The sequence below is a fragment of the Massilia sp. BSC265 genome (assembly GCF_000740675.1).
Lineage (GTDB): Bacteria > Pseudomonadota > Gammaproteobacteria > Burkholderiales > Burkholderiaceae_D > Telluria.
Window position 1 is genome coordinate 195,574 of record NZ_JPXI01000010.1, and the last position, 26,594, is coordinate 222,167.

At 67.0% G+C, this 26,594-nt stretch carries 27 protein-coding genes and 1 other RNA gene; 10 read left to right on the plus strand and 18 right to left on the minus strand.

Translation table 11 applies throughout. The annotated features are described in order from the left end of the window. Positions 1-73: 73 nt before the first annotated feature. The 3 genes from ssrS to MA09_RS01775 form a co-directional block, all read right to left on the minus strand. Positions 74-254: non-coding RNA, 6S RNA (gene ssrS, locus MA09_RS23960), on the minus strand. A 45-nt stretch (positions 255-299) separates the two neighbouring features. Then, positions 300-611: a cell division protein ZapA gene (locus MA09_RS01770; protein WP_036244725.1), complete on the minus strand. Its 312-nt coding sequence runs from the start codon at positions 609-611 to the stop codon at positions 300-302. Further along, positions 608-859, minus strand: a complete 252-nt coding sequence (locus tag MA09_RS01775; protein ID WP_036244727.1) for a hypothetical protein — start codon at positions 857-859, stop codon at positions 608-610. Before MA09_RS01775 ends, MA09_RS01770 begins: the two co-directional genes overlap by 4 nt. 408 nt (positions 860-1,267) lie before the next feature. Between MA09_RS01775 and groES the strand changes: the two genes are divergently transcribed. From groES to MA09_RS01790, 3 genes are all read left to right on the plus strand, one after another. After that, positions 1,268-1,558 carry a co-chaperone GroES gene (groES, locus tag MA09_RS01780; protein WP_036244728.1) on the plus strand — a complete coding sequence of 97 codons (291 nt, stop codon included), beginning with the start codon at positions 1,268-1,270 and terminating at the stop codon, positions 1,556-1,558. 47 nt (positions 1,559-1,605) lie between these two features. Beyond that, positions 1,606-3,252 (plus strand): chaperonin GroEL, encoded by a 1,647-nt coding sequence (groL, locus tag MA09_RS01785; protein WP_036244729.1) that lies wholly within the window; start codon positions 1,606-1,608, stop codon positions 3,250-3,252. A gap of 107 nt (positions 3,253-3,359) precedes the next feature. Further along, the gene (locus MA09_RS01790; protein WP_051933078.1) at positions 3,360-3,776 is read left to right on the plus strand and encodes a hypothetical protein; all 417 of its coding nucleotides are present in this window, start codon (positions 3,360-3,362) and stop codon (positions 3,774-3,776) included. On the opposite strand, the gene MA09_RS01795 is transcribed toward MA09_RS01790, so the two are convergent. Further along, on the minus strand, positions 3,710-4,174 hold the full coding sequence (locus MA09_RS01795) for a DoxX family protein (RefSeq protein WP_081897368.1): 465 nt from the start codon (positions 4,172-4,174) through the stop codon (positions 3,710-3,712). The genes MA09_RS01790 and MA09_RS01795 overlap by 67 nt on opposite strands. A gap of 72 nt (positions 4,175-4,246) precedes the next feature. Here MA09_RS01795 and MA09_RS01800 point away from each other — a divergent pair, with 72 nt between their 5' ends. Then, a complete protein-coding gene (locus MA09_RS01800) occupies positions 4,247-5,152 on the plus strand; it encodes a LysR family transcriptional regulator (RefSeq protein ID WP_036244731.1) in 906 nt (301 codons plus the stop codon). After that, complete coding sequence (locus MA09_RS01805; protein ID WP_036244732.1) at positions 5,149-5,709, plus strand: YdeI family protein; 561 nt, start codon at positions 5,149-5,151, stop codon at positions 5,707-5,709. The genes MA09_RS01800 and MA09_RS01805 overlap by 4 nt, the downstream gene beginning before the upstream one ends. On the opposite strand, the gene MA09_RS01810 is transcribed toward MA09_RS01805, so the two are convergent. Beyond that, complete coding sequence (locus MA09_RS01810; RefSeq protein WP_036244734.1) at positions 5,701-6,375, minus strand: glutathione S-transferase family protein; 675 nt, start codon at positions 6,373-6,375, stop codon at positions 5,701-5,703. The genes MA09_RS01805 and MA09_RS01810 overlap by 9 nt on opposite strands. Continuing rightward, positions 6,372-6,986 carry a glutathione transferase GstA gene (gene gstA, locus MA09_RS01815; protein ID WP_036244736.1) on the minus strand — a complete coding sequence of 205 codons (615 nt, stop codon included), beginning with the start codon at positions 6,984-6,986 and terminating at the stop codon, positions 6,372-6,374. Before gstA ends, MA09_RS01810 begins: the two co-directional genes overlap by 4 nt. A gap of 89 nt (positions 6,987-7,075) precedes the next feature. Between gstA and MA09_RS01820 the strand changes: the two genes are divergently transcribed. After that, positions 7,076-7,972, plus strand: coding sequence for a LysR family transcriptional regulator (locus MA09_RS01820; protein WP_036244737.1), 897 nt, complete (start codon positions 7,076-7,078; stop codon positions 7,970-7,972). A 4-nt stretch (positions 7,973-7,976) separates the two neighbouring features. On the opposite strand, the gene MA09_RS01825 is transcribed toward MA09_RS01820, so the two are convergent. Both MA09_RS01825 and MA09_RS23535 read right to left on the minus strand, forming a co-directional pair. Further along, on the minus strand, positions 7,977-9,218 hold the full coding sequence (locus MA09_RS01825; RefSeq protein WP_036244741.1) for a glycosyltransferase: 1,242 nt from the start codon (positions 9,216-9,218) through the stop codon (positions 7,977-7,979). A gap of 82 nt (positions 9,219-9,300) precedes the next feature. Further along, complete coding sequence (locus MA09_RS23535; RefSeq protein ID WP_051933079.1) at positions 9,301-10,062, minus strand: helix-turn-helix domain-containing protein; 762 nt, start codon at positions 10,060-10,062, stop codon at positions 9,301-9,303. 257 nt (positions 10,063-10,319) lie between these two features. Between MA09_RS23535 and MA09_RS01835 the strand changes: the two genes are divergently transcribed. Then, the gene (locus MA09_RS01835; protein WP_036244742.1) at positions 10,320-10,787 is read left to right on the plus strand and encodes a hypothetical protein; all 468 of its coding nucleotides are present in this window, start codon (positions 10,320-10,322) and stop codon (positions 10,785-10,787) included. Here MA09_RS01835 and MA09_RS01840 read toward each other — a convergent pair. The 3 genes from MA09_RS01840 to MA09_RS01850 are packed head-to-tail and all read right to left on the minus strand — an operon-like array spanning position 10,771 to position 15,066. After that, complete coding sequence (locus MA09_RS01840) at positions 10,771-11,502, minus strand: 2'-5' RNA ligase family protein (RefSeq protein WP_081897369.1); 732 nt, start codon at positions 11,500-11,502, stop codon at positions 10,771-10,773. The genes MA09_RS01835 and MA09_RS01840 overlap by 17 nt on opposite strands. A gap of 37 nt (positions 11,503-11,539) precedes the next feature. Further along, entirely contained in the window at positions 11,540-13,420 is a 1,881-nt protein-coding gene (locus tag MA09_RS01845) for a glucokinase (RefSeq protein WP_036244748.1), read from the minus strand. Continuing rightward, positions 13,420-15,066: an alpha-glucosidase gene (locus MA09_RS01850; protein WP_036244750.1), complete on the minus strand. Its 1,647-nt coding sequence runs from the start codon at positions 15,064-15,066 to the stop codon at positions 13,420-13,422. The genes MA09_RS01845 and MA09_RS01850 overlap by 1 nt, the downstream gene beginning before the upstream one ends. Before the next feature lie 312 nt (positions 15,067-15,378). Between MA09_RS01850 and MA09_RS01855 the strand changes: the two genes are divergently transcribed. Further along, positions 15,379-16,917, plus strand: coding sequence for an oligopeptide:H+ symporter (locus MA09_RS01855; RefSeq protein ID WP_036244753.1), 1,539 nt, complete (start codon positions 15,379-15,381; stop codon positions 16,915-16,917). 65 nt (positions 16,918-16,982) lie between these two features. Continuing rightward, positions 16,983-19,703, plus strand: a complete 2,721-nt coding sequence (locus MA09_RS01860) for an alpha-1,6-glucosidase domain-containing protein (RefSeq protein ID WP_036244755.1) — start codon at positions 16,983-16,985, stop codon at positions 19,701-19,703. 6 nt (positions 19,704-19,709) lie between these two features. Here MA09_RS01860 and MA09_RS01865 read toward each other — a convergent pair whose 3' ends face one another. Then, entirely contained in the window at positions 19,710-20,024 is a 315-nt protein-coding gene (locus MA09_RS01865) for a hypothetical protein (protein WP_036244757.1), read from the minus strand. A gap of 161 nt (positions 20,025-20,185) precedes the next feature. Between MA09_RS01865 and MA09_RS01870 the strand changes: the two genes are divergently transcribed. Then, the gene (locus tag MA09_RS01870; RefSeq protein ID WP_036244759.1) at positions 20,186-20,884 is read left to right on the plus strand and encodes a hypothetical protein; all 699 of its coding nucleotides are present in this window, start codon (positions 20,186-20,188) and stop codon (positions 20,882-20,884) included. 65 nt (positions 20,885-20,949) lie between these two features. Here the strand turns inward: MA09_RS01870 and MA09_RS01875 are convergent, their stop codons facing one another. From MA09_RS01875 to MA09_RS01900, 6 genes are all read right to left on the minus strand, one after another. Further along, entirely contained in the window at positions 20,950-21,702 is a 753-nt protein-coding gene (locus tag MA09_RS01875; RefSeq protein WP_036244760.1) for an ABC transporter ATP-binding protein, read from the minus strand. After that, positions 21,692-22,450, minus strand: coding sequence for an ABC transporter permease (locus MA09_RS01880; RefSeq protein ID WP_036244762.1), 759 nt, complete (start codon positions 22,448-22,450; stop codon positions 21,692-21,694). Before MA09_RS01880 ends, MA09_RS01875 begins: the two co-directional genes overlap by 11 nt. Positions 22,451-22,453: 3 nt before the next feature. Next, on the minus strand, positions 22,454-22,888 hold the full coding sequence (locus tag MA09_RS01885) for a hypothetical protein (RefSeq protein ID WP_051933080.1): 435 nt from the start codon (positions 22,886-22,888) through the stop codon (positions 22,454-22,456). Continuing rightward, positions 22,885-23,463 carry an SCO family protein gene (locus tag MA09_RS01890; protein ID WP_036244763.1) on the minus strand — a complete coding sequence of 193 codons (579 nt, stop codon included), beginning with the start codon at positions 23,461-23,463 and terminating at the stop codon, positions 22,885-22,887. Before MA09_RS01890 ends, MA09_RS01885 begins: the two co-directional genes overlap by 4 nt. Next, a complete protein-coding gene (locus tag MA09_RS01895) occupies positions 23,460-24,503 on the minus strand; it encodes an ABC transporter substrate-binding protein (protein WP_036244765.1) in 1,044 nt (347 codons plus the stop codon). The genes MA09_RS01890 and MA09_RS01895 overlap by 4 nt, the downstream gene beginning before the upstream one ends. A gap of 85 nt (positions 24,504-24,588) precedes the next feature. After that, the gene (locus MA09_RS01900) at positions 24,589-26,451 is read right to left on the minus strand and encodes a glucokinase (protein WP_036244766.1); all 1,863 of its coding nucleotides are present in this window, start codon (positions 26,449-26,451) and stop codon (positions 24,589-24,591) included. Positions 26,452-26,594: the final 143 nt, after the last annotated feature.

Sequence of the window (26,594 nt, forward strand, 5' to 3'; positions counted from 1 at the left end):
GGAGCCGACCACCCTGCAAAACCATGAACAATAAAAAAGCGGCTGCGTACCGAAGTGCGCAACCGCTCGTGTATGTAGCCCCGCCTGTGTCGTTATTGCCGGCATCCCGAACCAAAAGGCTCAAGGTGGTCGCAGTCAGCTCGATTTCGGGTTCGTCAGACTAGTGACGCTCGCGCCCACCAAGCATGTCCCACAACCTATGCGAATGAATGGTTCAAGGAATATATGACAAATCTCGAACACCGCAGGGTAGTGCGCAGTTTACTCCGTTGGCCGAGCATGTCAACCCAATCCAGACTTCAGGACAAATTTTCCTGCGGCGACAGGGCCTTGTCGAGAACGGTGTGCATCGCCTCCAGTTTCTGCTTGACTTCCAGGATCGACATGTCGGACAGCGGTCCCTGGGGCGATTTCACCGACAGGAATTCCGCGGCCACGCTCAGCGCCGCCATCACCGCGATGCGGTCGGTGCCCCTGACCTTGCCCGAGTCGCGCAGCGCGCACATCTTGCCGTCAAGGTAGCTGACCGCTTCGCGCAAGGTGCGCTCTTCGCCTTCGCGGCAGGCCAGGCGGTAGGGCTGGCCCATGATGGTGCAATCGAGATGGATCATTGGCTTGCCTCGTTCGGCTCGCCGGCGTCAAGACCGGCATCGTCCCCATCGCCTGCGGGCGCGGGCAACTGCTCGAGCAGCGCCTCGACGCGGCGCTGTGCCTCGACCAGGCGCTCCTTGAATGCGATGTTCTCCGCGCTCAGCAGGGTGTTGGCCTGGCGCAGCAGGTAGTTCTCGGCACGCAGCGACTGGGTCAGCTGGGCGAGCCGGTCGATCTTGTCAGAGAGGTCTTGAAATTCGGAAATCATTCGACACTATAGGACTGAGATGGTTTTTCCGTCAACCGAATCGCACGTCCATCCGGGAGAGGACGGCGTCCGCACTGCAGAGTATAAAAACATTGGCAGCCATGCGGCATCCGTGCGGCATCCGTGCGGCGCCCCCGGCACCATCCGGTGTACCCTGCCCGGCGCTTGTCCCGAATGCCGCTACCGACAGTGTACAACCCATCCATTGAATTGTGTTTTCGCAAAAAAGTCGGTTCGGTTCCACACATTCCCGCTTGAAATGGGGTGTTATCGTCCCTATAATCATGTTCGTGTTAGCACTCGTCAGGCTAGAGTGCTAACAGACTGAAGCACCCATTTTCCCTGCCGCCGCCACCGTACGGCGGCTTTGAACAGCTAGTCAAACCACTGAAAAATAAGGAGTTTTGCATGAACCTTCGTCCTCTGCACGATCGCGTAATCGTGAAGCGTCTCGATCAGGAAACCAAAACTGCATCCGGCCTGATCATCCCTGATGCAGCCGCCGAGAAGCCGGACCAGGGTGAAATCCTCGCCGTGGGCAACGGCAAGGTGCAGGAAAACGGCCAAGTCCGCGCGCTGGAAGTGAAGGTCGGCGACCGCGTCCTGTTCGGCAAGTACTCGGGCCAGGCCGTCAAGGTCGATGGCCAGGAACTGCTGGTCATGCGCGAAGAAGACATCATGGCCGTTGTGGCCCTGTAATCGTCACGCATTCCTTAATACACACGAATTCATTCGGAGAACAGAACATGGCAGCTAAAGAAGTAATTTTCGGCGACGCAGCGCGCGCCAAGATGGTCGAAGGCGTCAACATCCTCGCCAACGCAGTCAAGGTCACCCTGGGCCCGAAAGGCCGCAACGTGGTGCTGGAGCGCTCGTTCGGCGCCCCGACCGTCACCAAGGACGGCGTCTCGGTCGCGAAAGAGATCGAACTGAAGGACAAGCTCCAGAACATGGGCGCGCAGATGGTCAAGGAAGTCGCGTCGAAGACCAGCGACAACGCCGGTGACGGCACCACCACCGCGACCGTGCTGGCACAAGCCATCGTCCGCGAAGGCATGAAGTTCGTCGCCGCCGGCATGAACCCGATGGACCTGAAGCGCGGCATCGACAAGGCCGTCGCCGCCACCGTCGAAGAACTGAAGAAGATCGCCAAGCCGACCACCACCTCGAAAGAGATCGCCCAGGTCGGCGCCATCTCGGCCAACTCGGAAACCTCGATCGGCGAGCGCATTGCCGAGGCGATGGAAAAAGTCGGCAAGGAAGGCGTCATCACCGTCGAAGACGGCAAGTCGCTGAACGACGAGCTGGACATCGTGGAAGGCATGCAGTTCGACCGCGGCTACCTGTCGCCGTACTTCATCAACAACCCGGACAAGCAGGTTGCCGTTCACGAGAACCCGTTCGTCCTGCTGTGCGACAAGAAGATCTCGAACATCCGTGACCTGCTGCCGGTGCTGGAGCAAGTCGCCAAGGCCGGCCGTCCGCTGGTCATCATCGCCGAAGACATCGAAGGCGAAGCGCTGGCAACCCTGGTGGTCAACAACATCCGCGGCATCCTGAAGACCGTCGCCGTCAAGGCCCCGGGCTTCGGCGACCGCCGCAAGGCCATGCTGGAAGACATCGCCATCCTGACCGGCGGCCAGGTCATCGCCGAAGAAGTCGGCCTGACCCTGGAAAAGGTCACCCTGAACGAGCTGGGCCAGGCCAAGCGCGTCGAAGTGGGCAAGGAAAACACCATCATCATCGACGGCGCAGGTTCGGCTGAAGCGATCGAAGCGCGCGTCAAGATGGTCCGCGTCCAGATCGAAGAAGCGACCTCGGACTACGACCGCGAAAAACTGCAAGAGCGCGTGGCCAAGCTGGCCGGCGGCGTTGCCGTGATCCGCGTCGGTGCAGCCACCGAAGTCGAGATGAAAGAGAAGAAGGCACGCGTGGAAGACGCGCTGCACGCAACCCGCGCTGCCGTGGAAGAAGGCATCGTCCCGGGCGGCGGCGTGGCCCTGCTGCGCGCTCGCGCCAACCTGGACATCAAGGGCGACAACCCGGACCAGGACGCAGGTATCAAGATCGTCCTGCGCGCCATGGAAGAGCCGCTGCGCATGATCGTCCAGAACGCCGGCGACGAGCCGTCGGTCGTGGTCGCCGCCGTCCTGAACGGCACCGGCAACTACGGCTACAACGCTGCCAACGGCACCTATGGCGACATGGTCGAAATGGGCGTGCTGGATCCGGCCAAGGTCACCCGTTCGGCTCTGCAAAATGCAGCCTCGATCGCCGGCCTGATGCTGACCACCGACTGCATGGTCTCGGAAGTCGTTGAAGACAAGCCGGCCGGCGGCATGGGCGGCATGGGAGGCATGGGCGGCATGGGCGGCATGGACGGCATGATGTAATAGTCCACGCCCTGCATGGGAAGGCTGGCGCCGGTTCTTCCGGCGCCGCCCTTCCCGAAAAAGCCTGTAAGGTTGACTTGCAGGCTTTTTTCTTTTTGGAGGCAAGCATGGCGACCGTGAATGCGGACGAACTCGAGAACGCGATGATCCTGGCCGACCCGCCGCGCGCCGGCAGGGCCTGGGTCTGCCCTGCCAGTGGCGCGGTGCTGGTCTATGCGGACATGGTCGGCAGCCATGCGCCGCTGCCGGAGGACATCCATGACGAAGCCCGATACATCCCGGTGCCGGGCGCGGCCCGACTCGGCCTGGGCCCGGCGCAGGTAGCCGACTTCGTGCGCCTGCACATGCCCGGCGACGAGGAAGGCGTGGCTGCGCTCTTGCGCGGCGCCGGCGGCTTCGAGCGCTTCGCCAGGCTGGCGCAGCAACGTGGCCTGCTCCCCGCCTGGCACGCCTTCCGTCAGGAGCGCACCCTGGCTGCGCTGCGCACGTGGTGCGAAGCGAAGGGCTTGCGGCTGGCTGCCTGACGCGCCGGTCCGGCCCGCAGCGCGGCGGCGCCGTCGCCAAGCCTGACATGCAGCAGCGTCGCCATCATCAGGATCGCCGGATACAGCCAGCCGCCTCCCGGAACGGCGGCGGTCCAGCCGTTGCCGGTGTGCGCGAGCAGGGCGCCGGCCAGCAGCGGCAGCAGCGCCGTCGATGCCACCCGGCCGTGGATGCCGAGGACGATCAGGATGCCGCCCGCCAGTTCCAGCAGCGCCACCGGCCAGGCCACCGGGGTCGGCATGCCTGCCGCATTGAGGAAGGCGCCAACTGCGGGCATACTGAAGGCCGCCAGCTTCAGGAAAGCGTGGGACAGCCAGGCGGCGCCGAGCGCAAGGCGCAGCAGCATGGCGGCATAAGGAACGACGCGGTACGTATTCATGATCTGCCTTTGCGGTGATGGTGGGAATGCCCTCACTCTAGCCACGCAGGGGCGCCATTAAAATAAGCAGCCATGAAAACACCCCCTGCAACACTGCCGACGAAGCTGGGCCTGCCCGACCTGGAGACCATCCTCGCCCTGCACCGCGGCCGTACCCTGGCGCGCGCCGCCGAACGCCTGCGGGTGGATGCGTCCACGGTGTTCCGCGCAGTGCGCCGCATCGAACGGGACATCGGCGACGTGCTGTTCGACCGCGGCCGCCACGGCTACACCGCCACCGCGCTCGGACGGGCGCTGGCCGCGCACGCGGAACGCATCGAGCAGCAGCTCGAGGCAGCCCGCGAGACCGCTTTCAACCAGGATGCCGCGCCGTCCGGCCTGCTGCGCATCACGCTCACCGAGACGCTGTTCCACACCGTGCTGCTGCCGGTGCTGCCCCGCTTCGCTGCCGCCTACCCGCACATCGCGCTCGAGCTGGTGACGTCGAACGCCATCGCCAACCTGGGGCAGCGCGAGGCCGACATCGCCATTCGCGTCACCAATGCGCCGCCCGAGCACCTGGTGGGCATCCGGCTCGGCACCGTGCGCTCGGCGGTGTGGGGCGGACGGGACTACCTGGCCGCGCAGCCGGCGGGCATGCAGATCGAGGAGTTGGACTGGATCTCGCTGGACGACAGCCTGCCGGAACACCCTTCCCGGATCTGGCGCCGCGACGCCCTGCCGAAGGTGGCGCCGCGCTACAAGGTCGGCAACCTGCTGGCGGTGGCGGGCGCCGTCGTGAACGGCCTGGGCGTCGGCGTCGTGCCGCTGGCAGTCATGCGCGGCCATCCGCAGGTGGAGATGATCGGGGAACCCTTGCCGGAACTGGACATCGGCCTGTGGGTGCTGGCGCATCCCGACACGCGCTACCTGGGGCGCATGAAGGCGATGTTCGATTTCCTGCGCACGGCCGTCAAATTGCCGGGAGATGCGGATTGAGTCCGGTCTTCTTTGCCGATGCCGCAGCCTTCCGCGCCTGGCTGGCGGCACATGCGGCCACGGCGACCGAGCTGCTGGTGGGCTTTCACAAGGTAGGCAGCGGGCGGCCCTGCATGAGCTGGTCGGAGTCGGTCGACGAAGCCCTGTGCTTCGGCTGGATCGACGGCGTGCGCCGGCGCATCGACGACGATACGTATTCGATCCGCTTCACGCCGCGCAAGCGCGACTCGATCTGGAGCGTGGTGAACATCGCCAGGATGGACAAGCTGCGTGCCGACGGAAGAATGACGCCAGCCGGCGAGGCCGCCTTCGCCCACCGGTCGGCGGCGAAGTCCGGCGTCTATTCGCACGAGCGGCTCGATGCGCCCGAACTGACAGACGAAGAGCTGGCCCGCTTCCGGCAGGACGCGGCCGCATGGGCTTATTTCGAGGCCGTGCCGCCGGGCTACCGCAAGACGGTGCTGCACTGGATTACGGCTGCGAAGAAGGCGGAAACGCGCGCAGGCCGGCTGGACAAGCTGATGCAGGCCTGCGCGGCCGGTAGGCGCCTAAGCTAGCGCGGTTTCCCGCACGAGGATGCGGGCCAGGACGCCGCCGCGCTTGAGGATGAAGGCATGCAGGCGCTGCGGATAATCGCTGGCGACCGCGCTTTTCACCGAGGGACGCGCAGACACCGCCGCGCGCCATGCCGCTACCTCGCGCAGCTCCCGCGCGATGACATGCACCCCATACGCATCGAACAGGTCGAGGTAGCGGAACACCGGCCCGAACGCCGCATCCACCAGCGAGAAGCGGGCGCCGCCGAAGTAAGGCCCCTCCTCCAGCACCGTCTCCAGGTGAGCGAAACGCTCGCGCAGCAGCTTGATGGCCGCATTGAAAGCCGCCTCGTCCTGCGCCCCATACAGGCTGCCGATCATGTTCAGCACCGAGGACGCATATTCGATCCAGCCGCGATGGCGGGCGCGTGCCAATGGATCGAGCGGATGCAGGCGCGGCGGCAGCACGTCGTCGAGGTATTCGCAAATCACCGCCGACTCGAACACCGGCTGCGCGTCGGCCAGTAGCACCGGCGTCTTGCCGAGCGGCGAGATCTCCAGGAACCAGGCCGGCTTGTCGGCCAGGTCGATGTCGATGCGCTCGTACTGCGCGCCCTTTTCCTCGAGGGCGATGACGGCCCGCTGTACGTAGGGGCACAGCGGGTGGCTCACGAGCTTGAGGCTCATGCTGCCGCCTTCAGCCCTTCCGCCGCCATCGCGGCCTGCACCGCCGGACGGCCGGCCACGCGTGCGCGGAAGGCCTGCAGGGCCGGCCAGCGGTCGAGCTTGATCCCGAGGTAGCCTGCCCAGTTGGTGGTCACGAACAGGTAGGCATCGGCCACCGTGAAGCGCTCGCCCATCAGGTAGTCGTTCTGGGACAGGTGGCGCTCGACGAAGTCGAAGCGCTGGCCCAGCCCCTCGACGAACAGGGCCTTGGCTTCTTCCGGCATGGCCGGCTTGAACAGCGGCGAGAAGCCCTTGTGGATCTCGGACGTGATGAAGTTCAGCCACGACTGCAGCTGGTAGCGCGCCGGCGTGCCGTTGGCGGGCGCCAGCTGGGCGCCCGGCGCCTTGTCGGCGACGAGCTGCATGATGGCCGGGCCTTCGGTCAGCACGAAACCGGGTTCGATTTCCAGCGCCGGCACGTAGCCGTTCGGATTGATGGCGCGGAAGTCCTCGCCGCCGGCGGTGCGGCGGGTAGAAATGTCGACCTTCTCGAGCTCGAAGGCGATGCCGGCCTCGCGCAGGGCAATGTGGGGAGCCAGCGAGCAGACGCCTGGGGAGTAGTACAGTTTCATGGTGTGCCTCTTTCAGGATGGTTGCAGGATTCCCCGTTCGGGAATGTCACCACTCTATCTATGCGAAAATGCAATTAAAATAGGCAACCATGAAACCATCCTATGCAAGAACGCAATCGAAACTCGACCTGCCGGACCTGGAACTGATCCTGGCCCTGCATCGAGGCCGCAACCTCGCCGGCGCCGCCGAACGACTGCAGGTCGATACCTCGACGGTATTCCGCTCGATCAAGCGCATCGAGAAGGACCTCGGCGAGCTGCTGTTCGAGCGCAGCCGCCAGGGCTATGCTGCGACCGAGCTGGGACTGGAACTGGCGGGCTACGCCGAGCGCATCGAGTCTCAGCTGGAGCAGGCCAGGGAAGCGGCGCTCCACACCGGCACCAGTCCTTCGGGCACGCTTCGCATCACCACCACCGACTCGGTGATGCAAAGCGTGCTGCTGCCGGCCATGGCGAAGTTCACCCTGCTCTACCCGGAGATCGAGCTCGAACTGGTCGCCTCGAACGCGCTCGCCAACCTGAGCCACCGCGACGCCGACATCGCGATCCGCGCGACCAGGCAGCCGCCCGAGCACCTGATCGGCATCCGGCTCGGCAAGCTGCAAGCCGCCGTGTATGCCAGCAAGGCCTACCTGGAGGCGCACCGGCACATCCCCGACTACCGCGACATGGACTGGATCGCGCTCGACGCTACCCTGCCCGACCATCCGTCGCAGCGCTGGCGCCGCCAGCACCTGCCGAATGTGGTGCCGCGCTACCGCATGAACAGCGTGCTGTCGGTGGCCGGCGCCGTCATCCACGGCATGGGCGTGGGCGTGGTGCCGCTTGCGGTGTTCCGCGACAATCCGCTGGTCGAGATCGTGGATGGCCCGATCGCGGAACTCGAGACCGAGCTGTGGGCACTGGCCCATCCCGACACGCGCCAGCTGCAGCGCATGAAGGTGATGTTCGAGTTCCTGCGCACCGCGCTCGGCCTGCCCGCCTGACGCCTCAGGAGCGCAGGCGCGCCGCCACGCCCGCTTCCAGCCGTTCGCAGGCCAGCCGCACGCCGTCTTCCTCGCGCAGGCGCGCCGCCAGCGCCAGGGCATTGGCGCGGCACGCCGGCGTGGACGCATCTGCGAACAGCTGCGCAAGCAGGGCTGCGTCCAGGCGCGCGGCATCGGCGCTCGCGGCGGCGCCGAGTTCGCACAGGCGCTGCGCCCAGAAGAACTGGTCGCCCGCGAACGGGAGGACCACCGACGGCACGCCCGACCGCGCTGCGGCGTGCACGGTGCCGGCGCCGCCGTGGTGGACAATGAGCGCGGTGCGCGGAAACAGCCAGTCGTGCGGCGTGTCGCCGAGCACGAAGAAGTTGGGCGGCAGCTGCGCCGCATCGATACCGCTCCAGCCGGGGTAGAACAGCGCGCGGCGCCTACCGACCGCGCTTGTCAAGGCAGCCAGCAGCGCGCCGCGGTCGAAGCCCGCCATGCTGCCGAAGCCGATGTAGAGCGGCGGCTCGCCCGCATCCAGGAAGCGCTGTAGTGCCGGCGGCGGGCACCATTGCTCCTGGGGAAGATGCCAGGCGCCGCACAGCTCGACCCCGGGCGCCCAGTCGCGCGGACGCGGCAGCAGGGCCGGCGAACAGCCGTACAGGATCGGGTAACCCTGCCACATCCGGTAGCGCGGCGCCTGGCCGAACACCGCTTGCCGGCCTTCGTTGATGGCCGGCCGGAACAGGCTCCAGGTCAGCCGGCCGACAGCATGGTGCGACAGGCGGTTGGCCCAGCGCGGCAGGCGCGGCGTGCGCAGGAACAGCGAGGCGAAGTCGCCGGTGGGCGTCATCGGCCACAGGCCGGCGCCCACGCAGGGCAGGCCGAGTCCGTCCGCCACCGCCAGGCCGGCGTAGCTGGCCAGTCCGGAGAACACCAGCACGTCGCTGTCCCGGGCCGCCTCGCGCGCGGTGCGCATCCACGCCACGGTCTGGTCGCGCGCCGACTGCGCGAACGCCCGTGCCAGCGTCGCGGCGCCGCCCTTGCCCGCCACGACATCGGCGAGCGCCCCGCCCGGCGCCAGCGTGTCCTTCATGCTGCCGGCCAGCGCGGTGAAGGCGACGCCATGCGCGTGCGCGCTGCCGGCCGTGGCGGCGTCGGCCAGCAGGTGGACGGCATGCCCGCGTGCCGCCAGGGCGCGGGCCAGGGCGACCAGCGGGCGCGTATCGCCTTCGGTGCCGTAGGTGAGGAAGGTGAATTTCATGGTGCGGGAATCCAGAGAAATGCCGGATTCTGGCACCGCGGGCTCAACGCGTATTGAAGAAACGCGACATGGCGGCCTGCGCCTATTCGATCCGGTAGGCCCAGTAGTCCGGGTCTTCCTGCACCGCACGGAGCAGGCGCGCCGGCGGCAGTCCGGTCAGGGCGCGCGTCTCGCGCGTGAAGTGGGCCTGGTCGGCATAGCCGAGACTGGCCGCGAGCCCGGCCAGGTCGGTGTCCTCGCCCGTCCTGAGCCGCGCCAGCGCGTCTTCGATGCGCGCGAGTCGCTGCAGCTGGGCCGGTCCGAGGCCGGCCAGCGCGCGGCTGCGGCGCTGGCGCTGGCGCGGGCCGACGCCTGCCTCCTGTGCCTGCAGGGCGTGGCGTACGCCCTCCCAGCGCGGCGCCAGCCATTCCGTCATCCAGGCGAACTGCGCGTCCGGATCGCCGGCGCGTGCCGCCAGCTCAAGCGGCCACGCCTGCCACTCGGCCGGGAGCCAGTCCGCGGCCGCCTCGTCGCGGTCGCGCAGCAGCGCCGGCTCACAGCCGGTCAACAGGCGGAACGCGGGAGCATGGAAGATCGCGGTGATGCAGCGCAGCGGCGCCAGCGTGCTCGATGCCACCGGGCGCGTACGCGGTCCGAAGATCAGCCAGTGCGGCGCGGCCGTGCCGTCGCCGTCGAGCAGTGCCACCGCGCCTTCGGTGATCAGGGTCAGTCCGCAGAAGGGCATCGCCGGGAAACGGTTGAGCCCTCCGGCGGCAGGATCCGGCGAATCGAGCTTCGATACGGCGACGAAGCCGCGCACCGCTTCGGCCAGCTCGCCTTCGGGCAAATACAGCTTGTGGAACACCGCGCCCCCCTCCTGTTATGGACGGCGCATATTGTACGCCGGACCGCCCATGCATCTGACGGCATGATGGTGCACGGCCACCTGACCCTGCCCCGGGCCTGCCGGCGCACACCCTGCCTCTGCTTGCCATCGTCCATGGCGGCCCCTGGGGCCACGCCGGCGGCCAATGGCGCCCTGGCGCCTTGATCCGGCCCGCCGAACCGTTGCCGCTGAAACACACGGGGTGTAGACTTGCTGTTCACACTACGAGGCGCCCCATGTCGATTCGCACTGCACTCCGTCCTACCCTGCCCCTGCTGGCTGCCGCCCTTGCCCTTGCGGTAACGGTGGCCGGCTGCAAGCGTGCCGAACGCGAGGAACCGAAACCGGCGCCCCCGGCCGCCGTCAAGGAAGCCCCGGCGCGTACCAAGGAACAGGCGATGACAGCCCTGCTTGCCGTACCGGAGCTGAAGGCCTGGTCGGATCAGATCGAGAAGCGGTCGAAGGGCAAGGCGCATGGCGCGGTGATCGAGGACGATCCGGTGCCGCGCGAGATCAACGGCAAGAAGTATTACCAGTTGAGCTTCGTGGAGAACCGCGCCGAGGACGTGCGCCGCCGCGAGAGCTTCCTCGTCTCCCAGCAGGGCGACGAGATCGTGGTGGAAGACGCCGAGACCGATACCCTCCTGAGCCTGCAGGAGTGGCGCCGCAACATCAAGCGCGTCGAGCTCAAGAGCGCTGACTGATTGCCCGGGCCGGCAGGCGCAGCACGTCCACCCGCTGCAAGGACGCGCTCGACATGTACCAGTCGTTGATCGCCAGTTCCAGCGCGTCCACGCGCATGCTGCCGAACGGCGCATTGCGCAACTCCTCGAGCATGGCCGCAAAGCGCGCCGGATGCCGCAATGCCGTGGCAAAGCGCAGCAGCGTCGAATGCGCCGTCACCAGCCGGTAACGCTGGTCCAATGACGCATCCAGGCCGCGCGCCCTCAGCTGGTCACGCAGGCGTCCGCGCAGGGTTTCCAGTGCACCGCCTTGCGGGTAGCCGCATGCCATGACGGCGCCGCGCGACAGCGTGATGCCCTCGAAACCGATTTCGAATGCCTCGATGCCCCCCACTGCCGCATGCACCGCTGCACGATAGGCATCGCGCTGCGCCAGCTGGGCGGCCGGGTTCTCGGTGACGGTGAACAGCGACAGGACGGTGAGGTGCATGTCCGCCGCAGGATGGCGGTACTGCCCCGGTTCGGCAGCCGCCAGGCGGTCGAGCAGCGCATCGAAACGCGCCGCCAAGGCCGGGCCGGGGCGCGCGATCAGGGTCAGGCCGCGGCGCGGGTCGGGCCCTGCCAGGACCCGCTCGTCGCGGTCGATGTCGCCGGCGGCGATCGCGCCGTGGGCGCGCGTCCACATGGCGTCGTAATGGGCTTGCAGGCCGGCCGATCGGGAATCGCTTCTGCTCATCCCTTTATTTTCGCTCAAACCGCGAATGCGGTCGACATCAGCTGTCCAGGTGCGAGATCAGCAGCCTGCGCGCGTCGTTCCCCTGCGCCGCATGTTCTCCGTTGTGCTGGCCATCCACGGAGATCCCCACCGCCAGGATGTCGATCAGGAGCAGCTGCAGGATGCGCGAGATCATCGACAGGAAGCTGGTGCTGTCCTCTGCATGGTCCACCGCCAGGCACACGGTCGCCTTGCGCGCCAGCGGCGACTGGCTGTTGCTGATGGCGATCACGTCGGCGCCAGCGGCGCGGGCGGTGTCCACCGCCGCCAGCAGCTCGGCGATGCTGCCCGAGTTGGATACCGCGATGACGACGTCGCCCGGCTGGAGCAGCTCGGCCGCCAGGCGGAAGAGGTGCGAGTCGCCATACAGCGAAGTGGGAATGCGGAAGCGGAAGAACTTGTGCTGCCCGTCCAGCGCCACCGCGCGCGAATTCCCCATCGCGAAGAACTCGACGCGGCGCGCCCGGCTCACCAGCTCGATGGCGCGGTCGAGCGCGCGCACGTCCAGCTGGTCGCGGAAGCGCAGGATCGCCGACACCGTGTTGTCGATCACCTTGGCCGACAGGTCGTGGGTGCTGTCGCTGATGCGCACCTGGCTGTGGCGCACGGGAATCGAGCCGGTCAGGCTGCTCGCGAACTTGAGCTTGAAGTCGGCCAGGCCCTGGAAGCCGAGCGAGCGGCAGAAGCGGATCACGGTCGGCTGGCTCACGTCGGCCAGGCGTGCGATCTCGGCGATCGGCTCGTTCAGCACCAGGCGCGGCTGCTCCAGCACCAGGCTGGCGACGCGCTGCTCGGCCGGCGTGAGCTCATGGCGCAGCTGCAGGACCCGTTCCATCAGCGTGTTGGCCCCGCTGCGCCCACGCAGGTGTTCGGCGAGGATGGTCGCCACGCCGTGGAAGGCCGGGTAGGGCGTGGTGATGACGTAGGTCGGGATCTCGGCCAGGTAGCTTGAAAAGCGCCCCTTGGCTTCGAAGCGGGCGCGGAAGGGGGATTGTGCGAACCACTCGCCCATGCGCGGCACGATGCCCCCGCCGATGAAGATGCCGCCAAAGGCGCCCAGCGTCACCGCCAGGTTGGCGGCAGCCGCGCCCAGCATGCCGCAGAAGCATTCCAGGGTTTCCAGGCACAGCGGGTCCTGCTCGTCCAGCGCGCAGGCGATGATCTCGGCCGCCTTGCGCGGCGGCGCCTGCTCACCGACCAGGCCGTTGCGTCCGGCCAGCGCGCGGTAGATGATTTCCATGCCCGGCCCGGAGATCAGGCGCTCGTTCGAGACGTGCTGCCACTCCTTCCAGGCGGTCTGCAGGATGGCAAACTCGCGCTCGTCGCCCGGCGCGAAGTTGACGTGGCCGCCTTCGCTGCCGAGGGTGACGAAACCGTCGGCGGTCGGAATCACGCCGGACACGCCCAGGCCGGTGCCCGGTCCCAGCACGCCGATCACGGCGTTCGGCGCCGGGGCGCCCTGCCCCACCTGCATCAGGTCGCCCTGGGTCAGGCCGGGAATGGCCATGGCCAGCGCGGTGAAGTCGTTGACGATCAGGAGCGTCGTCAAGCCCAGCTCGCGCCGTACCGCGTCGGTGGAAAACTGCCAGTCGCGGTTGGTCATGCGGACGAAATCGCCGCTGATCGGGTTGGCCACGGCCAGCGCCGCGTGGTTCAAACGGATGTCGGCGTGGTCCTTCAGGTAGAAGCGCAGCAAGGACACGATGCCGTCGAAGTCCTCGCACAGCAGCACCCGTACGGCAGTGAACACGCCGGGTGCGGCCTGCAGCGCGAAGCGCGCGTGCGTCGCGCCGATGTCGGCCAGCAGGCGCGGCCCGTCGGCGAAGGCCATGCGTGCGGATTTTTCCGCGAAGCTTGCCGCTTCCTGCTGGCTGCCCATTATTTGCCGGCGCCCGCTGCGATGCTGCCGAACCAGGCGCCGTACGGCGGCAGCGTAAGCCTCCCGCCGGCGGCTTGGCCCGGCAGGCCATGGGCATCAAGCTGCTGTGCGGCGGCACTGTCCGGCCAGTCGAAACGCACTTCGCGATCGGACAGGTTGAAGGCGGCCAGCACGCTGTCCATGCCATCGACCTCGCGACGCAGGGCCAGCACCGGTTCCGGCGCGTCGAAGAAAGCGATCTCGCCGCGGGTCAGTTGCGGCATCGTCTTGCGCCAGGCGATGAAGCGGCGCTGGAAGTTCAGCATCGAGTCCGGGTCCTGGTCCTGCCGTTCGACGCTGCTCGCCAGGTGCGGCCCGGCCACCGGCAGCCAGGGCGTGCCGGTGGTGAAGCCGGCGTTCGGCGCTTCGCTGGTCCAGGGCATCGGCGTGCGGCAGCCGTCGCGGCCCTTGAACTCGGGCCAGAAGGTGATGCCGTACGGGTCCTGCAGCAGTTCGAAAGGCACATCGGCCTCAGGCAGGGCCAGCTCGTCACCCTGGTACAGGCAGGGCGTGCCCTTGAGCGAGAGCTGCATTGCCAGCACCAGCTTGCCCAGGGCCGGGGTCGGGTTTTGTCCGCCCCAGCGGGTCATCACGCGGATGGCGTCGTGGTTGCCGACCGACCAGGAGGCCCAGCCGTCCTTGACGCGCTCCTTGAAGTCCTCGACCTGCTTGCGGATGTGGCTTGCGGTGAATTCCGGCGTGAGCAGGTTGAAACTGTAGGCCATGTGCAGCTTGTCGCCGCCTTCGGTGTATTCGGCCATCTGGGCCAGCGCGTCGTCCGAGCTGACTTCGCCGATCGAGACCGCACCGAACTCGTTGAGCTGCGCGCGCACGCGCTGCAGGAAGGCGATGTTCTCCGGCTGGGTCTTGTCGTGGATGTGGGCCTGCATGCCGTAGGGGTTGACGTCCGTGACGGTCGAGGTATCGCGCACCAGGGCCGGCGGGTTGCTGCGCAGCTGGCGATCGTGGAAGTGGAACACGCAGGCGTCCATGCGCACGCCGTCCACGCCGCGCTCGAGCCAGAAGCGCTGCGCATCCAGGTGGGCCTGCTGCACTTCCGGGTTGTGGAAGTTCAGCTGCGGCTGGCTGACCAGGAAGTTGTGCATGTAGTACTGCTTGCGGCGGGTATCCCACTGCCAGGCCGAGCCGCCGAACACCGACAGCCAGTTGTTCGGCGGGCAGCCGTCCGGCAGTGGGTCGGCCCACACGTACCAGTCCGACTTCGGATTGTCGCGGCTCTTGCGGCTCTCGACGAACCAGGGATGGGTGTCGGCGGTGTGCGACATTACCTGGTCGATCATGATTCTCAAGCCCAGGCTGTGCGCGCGGGCGACCAGCTTGTCGAAGTCGGCCAGGGTGCCGAACAGCGGGTCGACGTCGCAGTAGTCGGCGATGTCGTAGCCGAAGTCCTTCATCGGCGACTTGAAGAAGGGCGACAGCCAGACGATGTCCACGCCCAGGCTCGCGATGTAGTCGAGCTTGTCGGTGATGCCCGCCAGGTCGCCCACGCCGTCGCCGTTGGTGTCGAGGTAGCTGCGCGGATAGACCTGGTAGATGATGGCTTCTTTCCACCAGTTCGGATTGTCGGTCGTCGAGATCTGGGTCATGGCTGGCTCGTCAGGAAGGATCGGAATTCTAGGCAATATACAGGATGAGCTAGAACTTTACAATTGGTCAATGCGAGCAAGTCGATGATCATATTCGTTTAGATTCAATCACTTAGCATAAATTGCCATTTATGTGGCAAGACAAGAAAGTAGCTAAACTACGCGTCATTTGTATCTGTTATGTTTCGCATCCATATTTTTATTGCAAAGTAACTCAGCCTCGGCATAGGATCGCGTCTGTTTCGATTTTTCGAGGAAGCCATGACTTCTCCAGTCAGTGAAGCCAAGAGTGAAGTAAAGAGCAGCGGACGCATGCCGCGCCAGATTCCCTATATCATCGCCAACGAAGGCTGCGAGCGTTTCAGCTTCTACGGGATGCGCAACATCCTGACGCCTTTCCTGATCTCGACGCTGCTGCTGTTCGTGGCCCAGGACCAGCGCGCCAGCGAAGCCAAGCACGTGTTCCACACCTTCATGATGGGCGTGTACTTCTTTCCGCTGCTGGGCGGCTGGCTGGCCGACCGCTATTACGGCAAGTACAACACCATCTTCTGGTTCAGCCTGGTCTATTGCGCCGGCCACGCCTGCCTGGCCATTTTCGAGCACAGCGTCAACGGTTTTTATTTCGGGCTGTTCCTGATCGCCTTCGGCTCGGGGGGCATCAAGCCGCTGGTGGCCTCCTTCGTGGGCGACCAGTTCGACAAGACCAACAAGGACAAGGCGAAGATCGTGTTCGACGCCTTCTACTGGATCATCAACTTCGGCTCCTTCTTTGCCTCGCTCCTGATGCCGGTCCTCCTGCGCGACTACGGTCCCTCGGTCGCCTTCGGCGTTCCGGGCATCCTGATGTTCATCGCCACCATGGTCCTGTGGAGCGGCAAGAAGAAGTACGTGCATGTGCCGCCCGCGCCCGCCAACCCGCATTCCTTCCTGCACGTGGTGCGTACCGCCGTGCTGGCAACCCAGCCGGGCGCCGGCCGTCCCGGCCTGTTCGTTGCTGCTGCCGGCGTGCTGGGCGCACTGGCAGCGCTGGCAATGACGCCGAGCTGGGGCTTCGTCATCGCGGCCTGTACCGCCCTGGTGCTGCTGCTGGCCTGCGTCGGCATCGGCGCCTCGATGCAGCTGGACCGCGCCCGCGGCATCCACCCCGATGACGCCGTGGACGGCGTGCGCGCCGTGCTGCGCATCCTGATCGTGTTCGGCCTGGTGACGCCGTTCTGGTCGCTGTTCGACCAGAAGGCGTCGACCTGGATCGTGCAGGCCAATACGATGTCCACCGAAGTCAGCCTGCTGGGCTGGACCTTCGAAGTCATTCCGGCCCAGATGCAGGCCCTGAACCCGCTGCTGGTGATGCTGCTCATCCCGTTCAACAACCTGGTGCTGTTCCCGCTGCTGAACAGGATGGGCCTGGTGCCGACCGCCCTGCGCCGCATGACCGCCGGCATCGCCTTCTCGGCGCTGGCCTGGATCGTGGTCGGCAACCTGCAGGTGCAGCTCGACGCGGGCGACACGGTGTCGATCGCATGGCAGATCCTGCCCTATGCCCTGCTGACCCTGGGCGAGGTGCTGGTCTCGGCCACCGGCCTCGAGTTCGCCTACAGCCAGGCCCCTGCATCGATGAAAGGCGTGATCATGGCGCTGTGGTATCTCGCCGTCACCGTCGGCAACCTGTGGGTCCTGATCGTGAACGCAGGCGTGAAGAACGAGGCGGTGATCGCGCATATCGAAAACTCCGGTGTGGGCGTGATCGCCTTCCAGATGTACTTCTTCGCCGCATTCGCCTTGCTGGCGGCGCTGGCCTTCGGCCTGTACGCCAAGCGCTACAAGATGGTCGACCACTACCGCGCCTGACGCGGCGCCTCGTGGGCGGGCGCTTTTCCTGCGCCCGCCCTGTTTCATCCCACTTCCTCGCCACGATGACCCGACTCCATTACGCCGCATTCGCCGCGGCCGCCCTCGCCTCGTCCGCCCACGCCGCCGTTCCCCTCGCCGCCTGCGACAATCCCTCGTTCCAGGAGGTCTTGAACGCCTCCAGCGCCACGCTCGAGGCCCGCGCCGTCTGGCTCGACCGCCGCCTGCTGACCTGGCCCGGCGCCGTGGCAGGGTCGACCTTCCGCCTCTACCACTCGAGCACGGCCGCGATCGTCGCCAAACCCGGCACGAAGGTCGAGGGCGCCGATGGCGCGCTGGCGCTCGAAGCCTCTTCTGCCAAGCTGCCCACGCGCTTCAAGTACGTCGCCGCCGGACCCGTGCTGTCGGTGCGCGCGCAAGACCTGCCGCGCCTGAAGGACCTGCACCGCGGCCAGCTGGTGCTGGTGCAGGAGGCCGCGGACGGGAGGGTAGCCGCGGCGACCCGCATCCAGGTCGCCGCTGCGCTTGACGACCTGTACGCGGCGGCGGGCGAGCTTCCCGACATGGGCGCCACGCCGAAGAAGGGCCGCACGGCTTTTCGCCTGTGGGCGCCGACCGCGCGCAGCGCTGCCGTCTGCACCTACGACAGCGCCAGCGGCAAGGCGGGCGCGGTGCACCAGATGGCCTTCGATGCACGTACCGGCGCCTGGAATACGCAAGTGGCGCGCGACCTCTCGGGCAGCTATTACCGCTATGCGGTGGACGTGGCCGTCGACGGCATGGGCCTGGTGCGCAACCTCGTCACCGACCCCTACTCCGTCAGCCTCACGACCGACTCGAAGCGCAGCTACGTCGCCGACCTGGGCGCGCCGAACCTCAAGCCGAAGGGCTGGGACGCCACCCGCGCACCAGACACGGTCAAGGCCCAGACCGACATGGTGATCTACGAACTGCACGTGCGCGATTTCTCGATCAACGACCCGAGCGTGCCGGGGGATAAACGCGGCAAGTACACGGCCTTCGGCGAAGCGAATTCGAACGGCATGCGCCACCTGAAGGCGCTGGCCAGGGCCGGCCTGACCGACATCCACCTGCTGCCGGTCTATGACCTGGGCAGCGTGCCGGAAAAGGATTGCGCCGTGCCCCTGCCTTCCGGCACGCCGGACGGCGAGAGCCAGCAGGCCCTCACCCGCAAGACCGCCCATACCGACTGCTTCAACTGGGGCTACGACCCCTACCACTACAACGCCCTGGAAGGCAGCTACGCTTCCGATCCCTCGGACGGCGCCCGCCGCATCCTCGAGTTCCGCCAGATGGTGATGGACCTGCACCGCGCCGGCCTGCGCGTGGGGGTGGACGTGGTCTACAACCACACCTTCATCGCCGGCCAGGACGAGAAATCGGTGCTCGACCGCGTGGTGCCGGGCTACTACCACCGCCTCAATAGCACGGGGGCCATCGAGCGCTCGACCTGCTGCGACAACACGGCCACCGAAAACCTGATGATGGCCAAGCTGATGATCGATTCAGCCGAGCTGTGGACGCGCCACTACAAGATCGATTCCTTCCGCTTCGACCTGATGGGCCACCAGCCGCGCGCGGCGATGGAGCGCCTGCAGCAGCGCGTGAACAAGGCAGCCGGCCGCCACGTGCAGCTGATCGGCGAAGGCTGGAACTTCGGCGAGGTGGCGGACGGCGCCCGCTTCGTGCAGGCCTCGCAGCTGTCGCTCAACGGCTCCGGCATCGGCACCTTCAGCGACCGCGCGCGCGACGCCGTGCGCGGCGGCTCGGCGGGCGACTCGGGCGAGGCGATGGTTCGCCGCCAGGGCTATATCAACGGCCTGGTCTATGACCCTAACGCGCTGGGCGGCGAGCACAGGGGAGTCGACCTCCTGCGCGCGGCCGACATGATCCGCGTCGGCCTGGCCGGCTCGGTGCGCCGGTATGCCTTCCAGACCTTCGAAGGCCAGCTGCGCAGGCTGGAAGACATCCCCTACGGCAACCAGCCGGCAGGCTATGCGAGCCAGCCGGGCGAAGTGGTGAACTACGTCGAGAACCACGACAACCAGACGCTGTTCGACATCAACGTGCTCAAGCTGCCGCTGGACACGCCCCCCGCCGAGCGCGCCCGCGTGCAGGTGCTGGGCATGGCGATCAATGCCTTCAGCCAGGGTGTGGCCTATTACCACGCGGGCATCGACACGCTGCGCTCGAAGTCGCTGGACAAGAACAGCTTCAACTCGGGCGACTGGTTCAACCGCATCGACTGGACCTACCAGGACAATTACTTCGGCACCGGCCTGCCGCAGCAGGACGACAACGGCAAGGACTGGCCGCTGCTCAAGCCCTACCTGGCCAAGGCGGCAGAGATCAAGCCGGCTGCCGCGGACATCGCGTTTGCCCGCGACGCCTTCCGCGACCTGCTGGCCATCCGCGCCAGCTCGACGCTGTTCCGCCTGCGTACCAGCGAGGACATCGTGCAGCGCCTGCGCTTCTTCAATACGGGACCGCGGCAAGAGGCGACCGTGCTGGCGGCCTGGATCGACGGCCGGGGCTACCCGGGCGCACGGTTCGCCGGCATCAGCTACCTGGTGAATGTGGACAAGGTGGCGCACACGGTGAGCGATAATGCGCTGCGCGGCAAGCGCCTCCAGCTGCATCCGGTGCATACGGCTGCGGGCGCCGCGGACAAGCGTGCCCTCCAGGCGCACTTCGACGGCGCGAGCGGCAGCTTCACCGTGCCGCCGCGCACCGCGGTCGTGTTCGTCGCCGAGCAAGAAAATTGAGGACGATCAGCCCGCCGGTCCGAACAGATGGGCGATCTCCACTGAGCCCTTCTCGTCGAAGATCGGGCACAGCTCGGCCAGCCGGACCGCTTCGTTGAAGTCGGTTGCGGTGATGACGGAGTAGCCCGACAGCGAGGCGGTGTTGATTTTCGGGCCGCGCAGGCGGCTCGGGACCTCGACACTGCCCTGCGCCAATGCGCCACGGTCCACCAGCGCGGCGCCGAGCGAGTCGAACCAGGTCGCCCAGCGCTGCGGGTCGTGCTGCGGGCCTTCCGCCTCGTCGACGGTCGCTCCGCGGTAAACGATCAGGTATCGTTCCATGCCGGCTCCTCTGCAGTATGTACAGCCGAACCTTAGCAGAAGCATTGTGCGGGCGACGCACATCTCGGCAGCGAAAGAGTTGGTGACTTTCCGACGGACGAGCTTCGCTATACTGCCCAGTTATGGCCAGCTTCCCGCTTTCCCCTGCACGCCCTCCCCGCATGCCAGTGACGGCCGACCGCCGCCTGGCCGGCATCCTGGCCACCGTGCTGGTCCACGCGGCCCTGGTCCTGGGCTGGCAGGTGGCGCGCACCTTGCCCCCGGCGGAAGCGGAGAGCCCGGTAATGCAATGGATCCAGCTGCCCGCTCTGGTGCCTGAGCTCGCGCCGCCCCCCGCGCTACCGCCCCCGGAGGCGCGCCGGCCCGCGCGTCCGGTGCCCGGCCACCCTGCCCCTTCCACGCCCGCCGTCACGGCGCCGGCCCTCATTATCGAAGAACCCGCGGCGGCTCCCTCGCCTGCCGCGGAGCCACCTGCCAGGCCCAATGCGGCCAGCATCCTGGAAAACGCGCGGCGCAGCGTCGCCGGCATCGACCGTGCACTGCGCAAGGAAAGCAAGCCGCTCATCATCGCGCCCCCGGACAGTCCCGAACTGCGCATGCGCAGGGGCATGGAAGAGGCCCATGCCCTGGCGCCGCCGCGCCTGTGGGAAGCCCCGAAAGTAGAGGAACTGGTGAACAACACCGGCGACGGCGCACGCCGCACCCGGGTCATCACCGGCCGCCGCACCTATTGCATCACCGAGCGCTCACCGGCAACCAATGTCGAGATGATCGAGATGCACGGCAAGATCAGGCTGACCAATTGCCCGACCCCTGAAGAACCTGCCAAGCGGCAGGAATGGCGCACGGCAAGAGACTGAATGACGTGGCGAAGGAAATACCGGCAACGACGCGGCCTTCGCCCAAGTACGTTCGTGGAGATTTGCTACAAGCCGAGCTGCGCCAGGATCGCGTCCTTGGTCTCCTGCAACTCGGGCAGCGACACCTTGCGCGGATGCGCCTGTCCGATCGGGAACACCGACTGGACCGTGGTCGGACGCGGCGACAGCACCACCACGCGGTCGGCCAGGTAGATCGCCTCTTCCACGTCGTGCGTGATCAGGATGACCGTGTGGTTCTCTTCGCGCAGCACGCGCAGCAGTTCGTTGCGCATCTTCAGGGCGGTGAGCGCGTCGAGCGCCGAGAACGGTTCGTCCATCAAGAGGATGTCGGGCTTGACAGCGAGCGCCCGCGCGATCTCGACGCGTTTCAGCATGCCGCCCGAGAGCTCATGCGGATAGGCCTTTTCGAAGCCCTTCAGGCCCACCATGTCGGCGTAGTGGTCGGCCGTCGCCGCCTTGGCGGCATCGTCCTTGCCGGACAGGCCGAACATCAGGTTCTCGCGCACCGTCAGCCAGGGAAAGACCGAACCGTGCTGCGAGATCACGATCGCGTTCGGCGACGGCTTCGTCACCGGTACGCCGTCGATCGATACCGAGCCGCCGTCGGGATGCTCGAAGCCGGACAGCAGTTTCATGAGGGTCGACTTGCCGCAGCCGGAAGGGCCGACGATGGCGATGAACTCGCCCGGTGCGACGTCGAGGTCGATGTCGCCCACCACCTGCAGCGCCTTGAAGCCCTTGCGTAGCGAACGGATCGCGATTTTCGTGCCGGCCTTGATCGCCACCTTAGCGTCCATAACGCCACCTTACCTGTTTGAGGCCTTCGAGGCGGCGCATCAGGGCGTCCAGCCCCAGGCCGATGAGACCGATGATGATCATGGCCGCCACCACCAGGTCGTAGCGGTTGCCGGCATTGCGCGCGTCCATGATCAGGAAACCCAGCCCCGAGCTGCGCACGATCATCTCGGCGGCCACCACCACCAGCCAGGCTACCCCTAAAGCGATGCGCATGCCGGTCAGGACTTCGGGCAGGACGGCCGGCACGATCACCTGGCGGAACAGCTTGGCGCGCGGGACGCCGAAGTTCTCGGCCGCGCGCAGGTAGCGCCCGTCGATGGCGTGCACGCCCGCCGAGGTCTGCACGATCAGCGGGAACACCGCGGCCAGGAAGATCAGGAACACCGGCGCGACGTCGCCCACGCCGAACCACAGGATCGCGATCGGGATCCAGGCGATCGGCGAGATCGGACGCATGATCTGGAAGATCGGATTGAGCGTGCGGTAGGCGCCGTCCACCCGCCCCATCCACAGGCCGAGCGGCAGCGCCACCACCAGCGCCAGCAGGAAGCCGGTGGCCACCCGCACCAGGGAGGCGGCGATGTGCTGCCACAGCGTGCCGTCCCGGGCCAGCTCCAGCGCACCGGCGGCCACCTGCTGTGGCGAGGGGAAAATCAGGCTGCCGCTATGCGCGATCGCCGCCCACCAGAGCAGCACGATGGCGGCAAGCACCAGCAGCGGGGGCCATATCCTGTTCAGTCTATCCATGGTTCATGTGTTGCTGTCGATGAGGGAATGCAGGCGCCAGCGCAGGCGCTCCAGGCCGGGGGCCGGCATCTCGTCGACCACCACCGTCATCTTGCCGCTGGCGTGGGCGGTGCAGTCGAAAGGATGCTCGCCGGCCTGGGCAAACGGCAGGCGGAAGTCCTGGCCCGGCATGATCAGTACCGGGCCGAAGATCTGCGGCACCGTGTCGCTGTTGCGCAGCAGGAGCACGTCACGCAGGCCCAGGGTCAGGGTGATTTGCTCGGGCAGGATGCTGGTCTTGTCGCCTTTCATGCGGCGCTCCCAGGTGCCCTTCGGGATCTCGAACAGCTGTTCGCGCTGCCCTTCGTCCTGCTCCGCCTGCAGCGGCGCGAAGGCAGCCCAGGCAAACGACGACGCCAGCACAGCCACCACGAAGGCAGTCGCGATCCGCTTCTTCATTCGGCCGCCAGCACGTTCACGTCGTGCACCATCTCGTCGGCCGGACGGCCGAAAGGCATCATTGCGCGCAGCATGCCCTTCTTGTCGATGAAGTACAGGTAGGACGAGTGTCCCATCTGGTAGCCGCCCTGCCCTGCCGGCGCGGCGAACTTCGTCGCGGTGATGCCGTAGTCCTTGCGGATCGCCGCCATCTGCGCCAAGGTGCCGGTCAGGCCGATGAAACTCTCGTCGAACTGGGCCAGGTAGGATGTGAGGCGTGCCGGCGTGTCGCGTTCCGGGTCGACCGAGATGAAGACCACCTGCAGCCGGCCGGCCTGCGGCCCCAGCTTCCGGCGCGCCTGCGCCAGCATGGCCAGCGAGGCCGGGCACACGGCCGGGCAATGGGTGAAGCCGAACTCCAGCACCACCACCTTGCCGCGCAGCGCGGACAGGCGGAAATCCTTGCCGTCGGCGGACGTCAAGGCGATCTCGGGCGCCGGGCGCGCCGGCGAGAAGGTGCCGGATTTGAGAGCCGGGGCGGCCTGCCCCGCCACGGCGGCGCACAGCAGCAGGCCTGCGAGCAAGCCGCGCTTCATAGCGCCACCTTCACGGGGCGGATGTTCCTGACGAAGCTCTCGTCCACGTACTGTTCGTAGCGTACCGGACGCTTGAGCGTGCCGGCCTGCACCGACAGCTGCATCAGCTCGTCGAACTCGGCGCGCAGCATGCGCAGGTCGCCGTAGGTCACGCGGTCGGACGGGTTGTTCATGACGAAGCGGATGATGTTCGGGTCCTGGTTGAAGAACTTGCGGTTGGCGGCGATCACGGCTGCCTTGTCGCGGTTGGCAGGCCCGGCGTCGAGCCAGTTGCCGGCCGCCTGCACGTAGTTGACCAGGTCCTGCACCAGCGGGCGGTTGGTGTCGATGAGTTCCTGACGCACGGTCAGCACGCAGCAGATGTAGTTGCGCCACTCGTCGCGCGTCATCGAGAGCGGGCGCGCATAGCCGGCGCGCTGGGCCGCGGCGCCGAAAGGCTCGCCGGTGCAGTAGCCGTCCACGGCCCTGGCGTAGAGCGCGGCCGGCATGTCCGGCGGCGCCATCTCGATGATCTCGATGTCCTTGGGCGACATGCCTTCGCGCGCCAGCATCTTGCGCAGGAACAGGTAGTCCACCGCGAAGCGGCTCGGGATCGCGATGCTCTTCCCCCGCAGGTCGGAGAATTTCCGGAACGGCGAATCGGTGCGCACCATGATGACGGCGCCCGAGCGGTGCCCGAGCGAGACGATCTTCAGCGGAATGCGCCAGTCGGTCAGGTCCATGACCAGGGGCGCCAGCATGTAGGCGGCCTGGATGCGGCCCGTCATCAAGGATTCCTTGATCTCCGGCCAGCCCGAGAACTTGTTGTACTCGAAGGCGGTGAAGGCTGCCTCCGGCTTGCCGTCGGCTGCCGCCTTCGCCTTGCAGGCGACCGGCAGCGTCAGGTTGCAGGTGACGGGCAGGCCGCCGACCTGCAGCGGCCGCGCGATGTTGGAAGCAGCGGGGACCGGTGCGGCGCTCGCGCCTGGGCCCAGGCCGGCAAGCGGCAGGGCCAGGGCGCCGCCTAGCAACTGGCGCCGGCGCGGGGAATGCTCATGCATGGAAACGCTTCCAAAAACCTATAGGTAGGCCAATTCTAGCATTGTATTAACCTAGATCAACCCCTTGCCAACGGCTGCATCTTCCTCAAATGTCGAGGTGCGAGATCAGCATCCGGCGCTCGGCATCGCCCTCGCCCGCTTCGCCATGGCCATTCTGGTTGCCGAGCGAAATCCCGACCGACATGATGTCGATGAGGAGCAGCTGCAGGATGCGCGAGATCATCGACAGGAAGGTCGTGCTGTCCTCGCTGTGGTCCACCGCCAGGCAGACGCTCGCTTTCTTCGCCAGCAGCGACTTGCTGCTGGTGATGGCAATGACGTCCGCCCCTGTGGCGCGGGCGGTATCGACCGCCTCGAGCAGTTCCGGCAGCTGGCCGCCGGTGGAGATCGCGATCACCACGTCGCCCGGCCCGAGCAGGCCGGCGGCCAGCGTGAACAGGTGCGAGTCGCCGTACAGCGCAGCCGGGATGCGGAAGCGGAAGAACTTGTGCTGGCCATCCAGCGCCACGGCGCGGGCATTGCCCATCGCGTAGAACTCGACCCGGCGGGCGCGGCGCAGCAGCTCGATGGCGCGGTCGATCGCGTGCACGTCGAGCTGGTCGCGGAACTTCAGGATCGCCGACACCGTGTTGTCGATCACCTTGGCCGACAGGTCGTGGGTACTGTCGCTCATGCGCACCTGGCTGTGGCGCACCGGGATGGTCCCGGTCAGGCTGCCGGCGAACTTGAGCTTGAAGTCGGCCAGGCCCTGGAAGCCGAGCGAGCGGCAGAAGCGGATCACGGTCGGCTGGCTCACGTCCGCCAGGCGCGCGATCTCGGCGATCGGCTCGGACAGCACCTTGCGCGGGTGCTCCAGCACCAGGGCGGCGACACGCTGCTCGGCGGGCGAGAGCTCGTGGCGCAGCTGCTGCACCCGGTCCATCAGGGTGTTGGCGCCGCTGCGGCCGCGCAGGTGTTCGGACAGGATCGCCGACACCCCGTGCAGGGCCGGGTTCGGCGTCATGATGACATAGGTCGGGATCTGGGCGATGTAGTCGGTGAAGCGGCCCTTGGCCTCGAAGCGGGCGCGGAACGGCGATTGTGCGAACCACTCGGCAATACGCGGCACGATGCCGCCGCCGATGAAGATGCCCCCGAAGGCGCCCAGCGTCACCGCCAGGTTGGCGGCCGCGCCGCCCAGCATGCCGGCGAAGGTTTCCAGCACCTCCAGGCACAGGGCGTCCTTCTTCTCCAGCGCGCCGCTGACGATGTCGGCGGTGCTGCGCGCCGGCGCATCCACGCCGTTGCGCTTGGCCAGCGCGCGGTACATCAGCTCGATGCCGGGGCCGGAGATCAGGCGCTCGTTCGACACGTGCGGCCATTCCTGCCATGCGTACTGCAGGATGGCGAACTCGCGCTCGTCGGCGGGGGCGAAATTGACGTGCCCGCCCTCGCTGCCGAGGGTGACGAAACCGTCGATGGTGGGGATCACGCCCGACACGCCCAGCCCGGTGCCCGGGCCGAGCACGCCGGCCACGGCATGGCTCTGCGGCGCGCCGCCGCCGACCTGCATCAGGTCCTTCGGCTCGAAGCCCGGCAGCGCCATCGCCAGCGCCGTGAAATCGTTCACGATCAGGAGGGTCGACAGGCCGAGGGTACGGCGCACCTCGTCGGTCGAGAACTCCCAGTCGCGGTTGGTCATGCGGATGTAGTCGCCGCTGATCGGGTTGGCGAGGGCAAAGGCGGCGTGGTTGATGCGCACGCCGCCGGTCTGGGCCAGGTAGGCGTGCAGCAGCGGCACGATGCCGGGGTAGTCGTCGCAGTGCAGCACCGACACCTGGCGCAGCACGCCGGGTGCGGTCTCGAGGCCGAAGCGCGCATGGGTGGCGCCGATGTCCGCGAGCAGGCGCGGGCCATCGGCGAAGGCGGCGCGGGAAGGTTTCAGTTCGGTGTCGGGTTCAACGGTCATCGCGATTCAAGCCTGAGCGGGAGCACGGTCCCGGATCGCGTTAGGATACCATTGAACGATTGGCAAGAATACGCCTGCTGCGCGACTGGTGTACCGTAGGGTGGGCGGGAGACCCGCCCACCCTGCGCAAAGCAGCGTCCTGG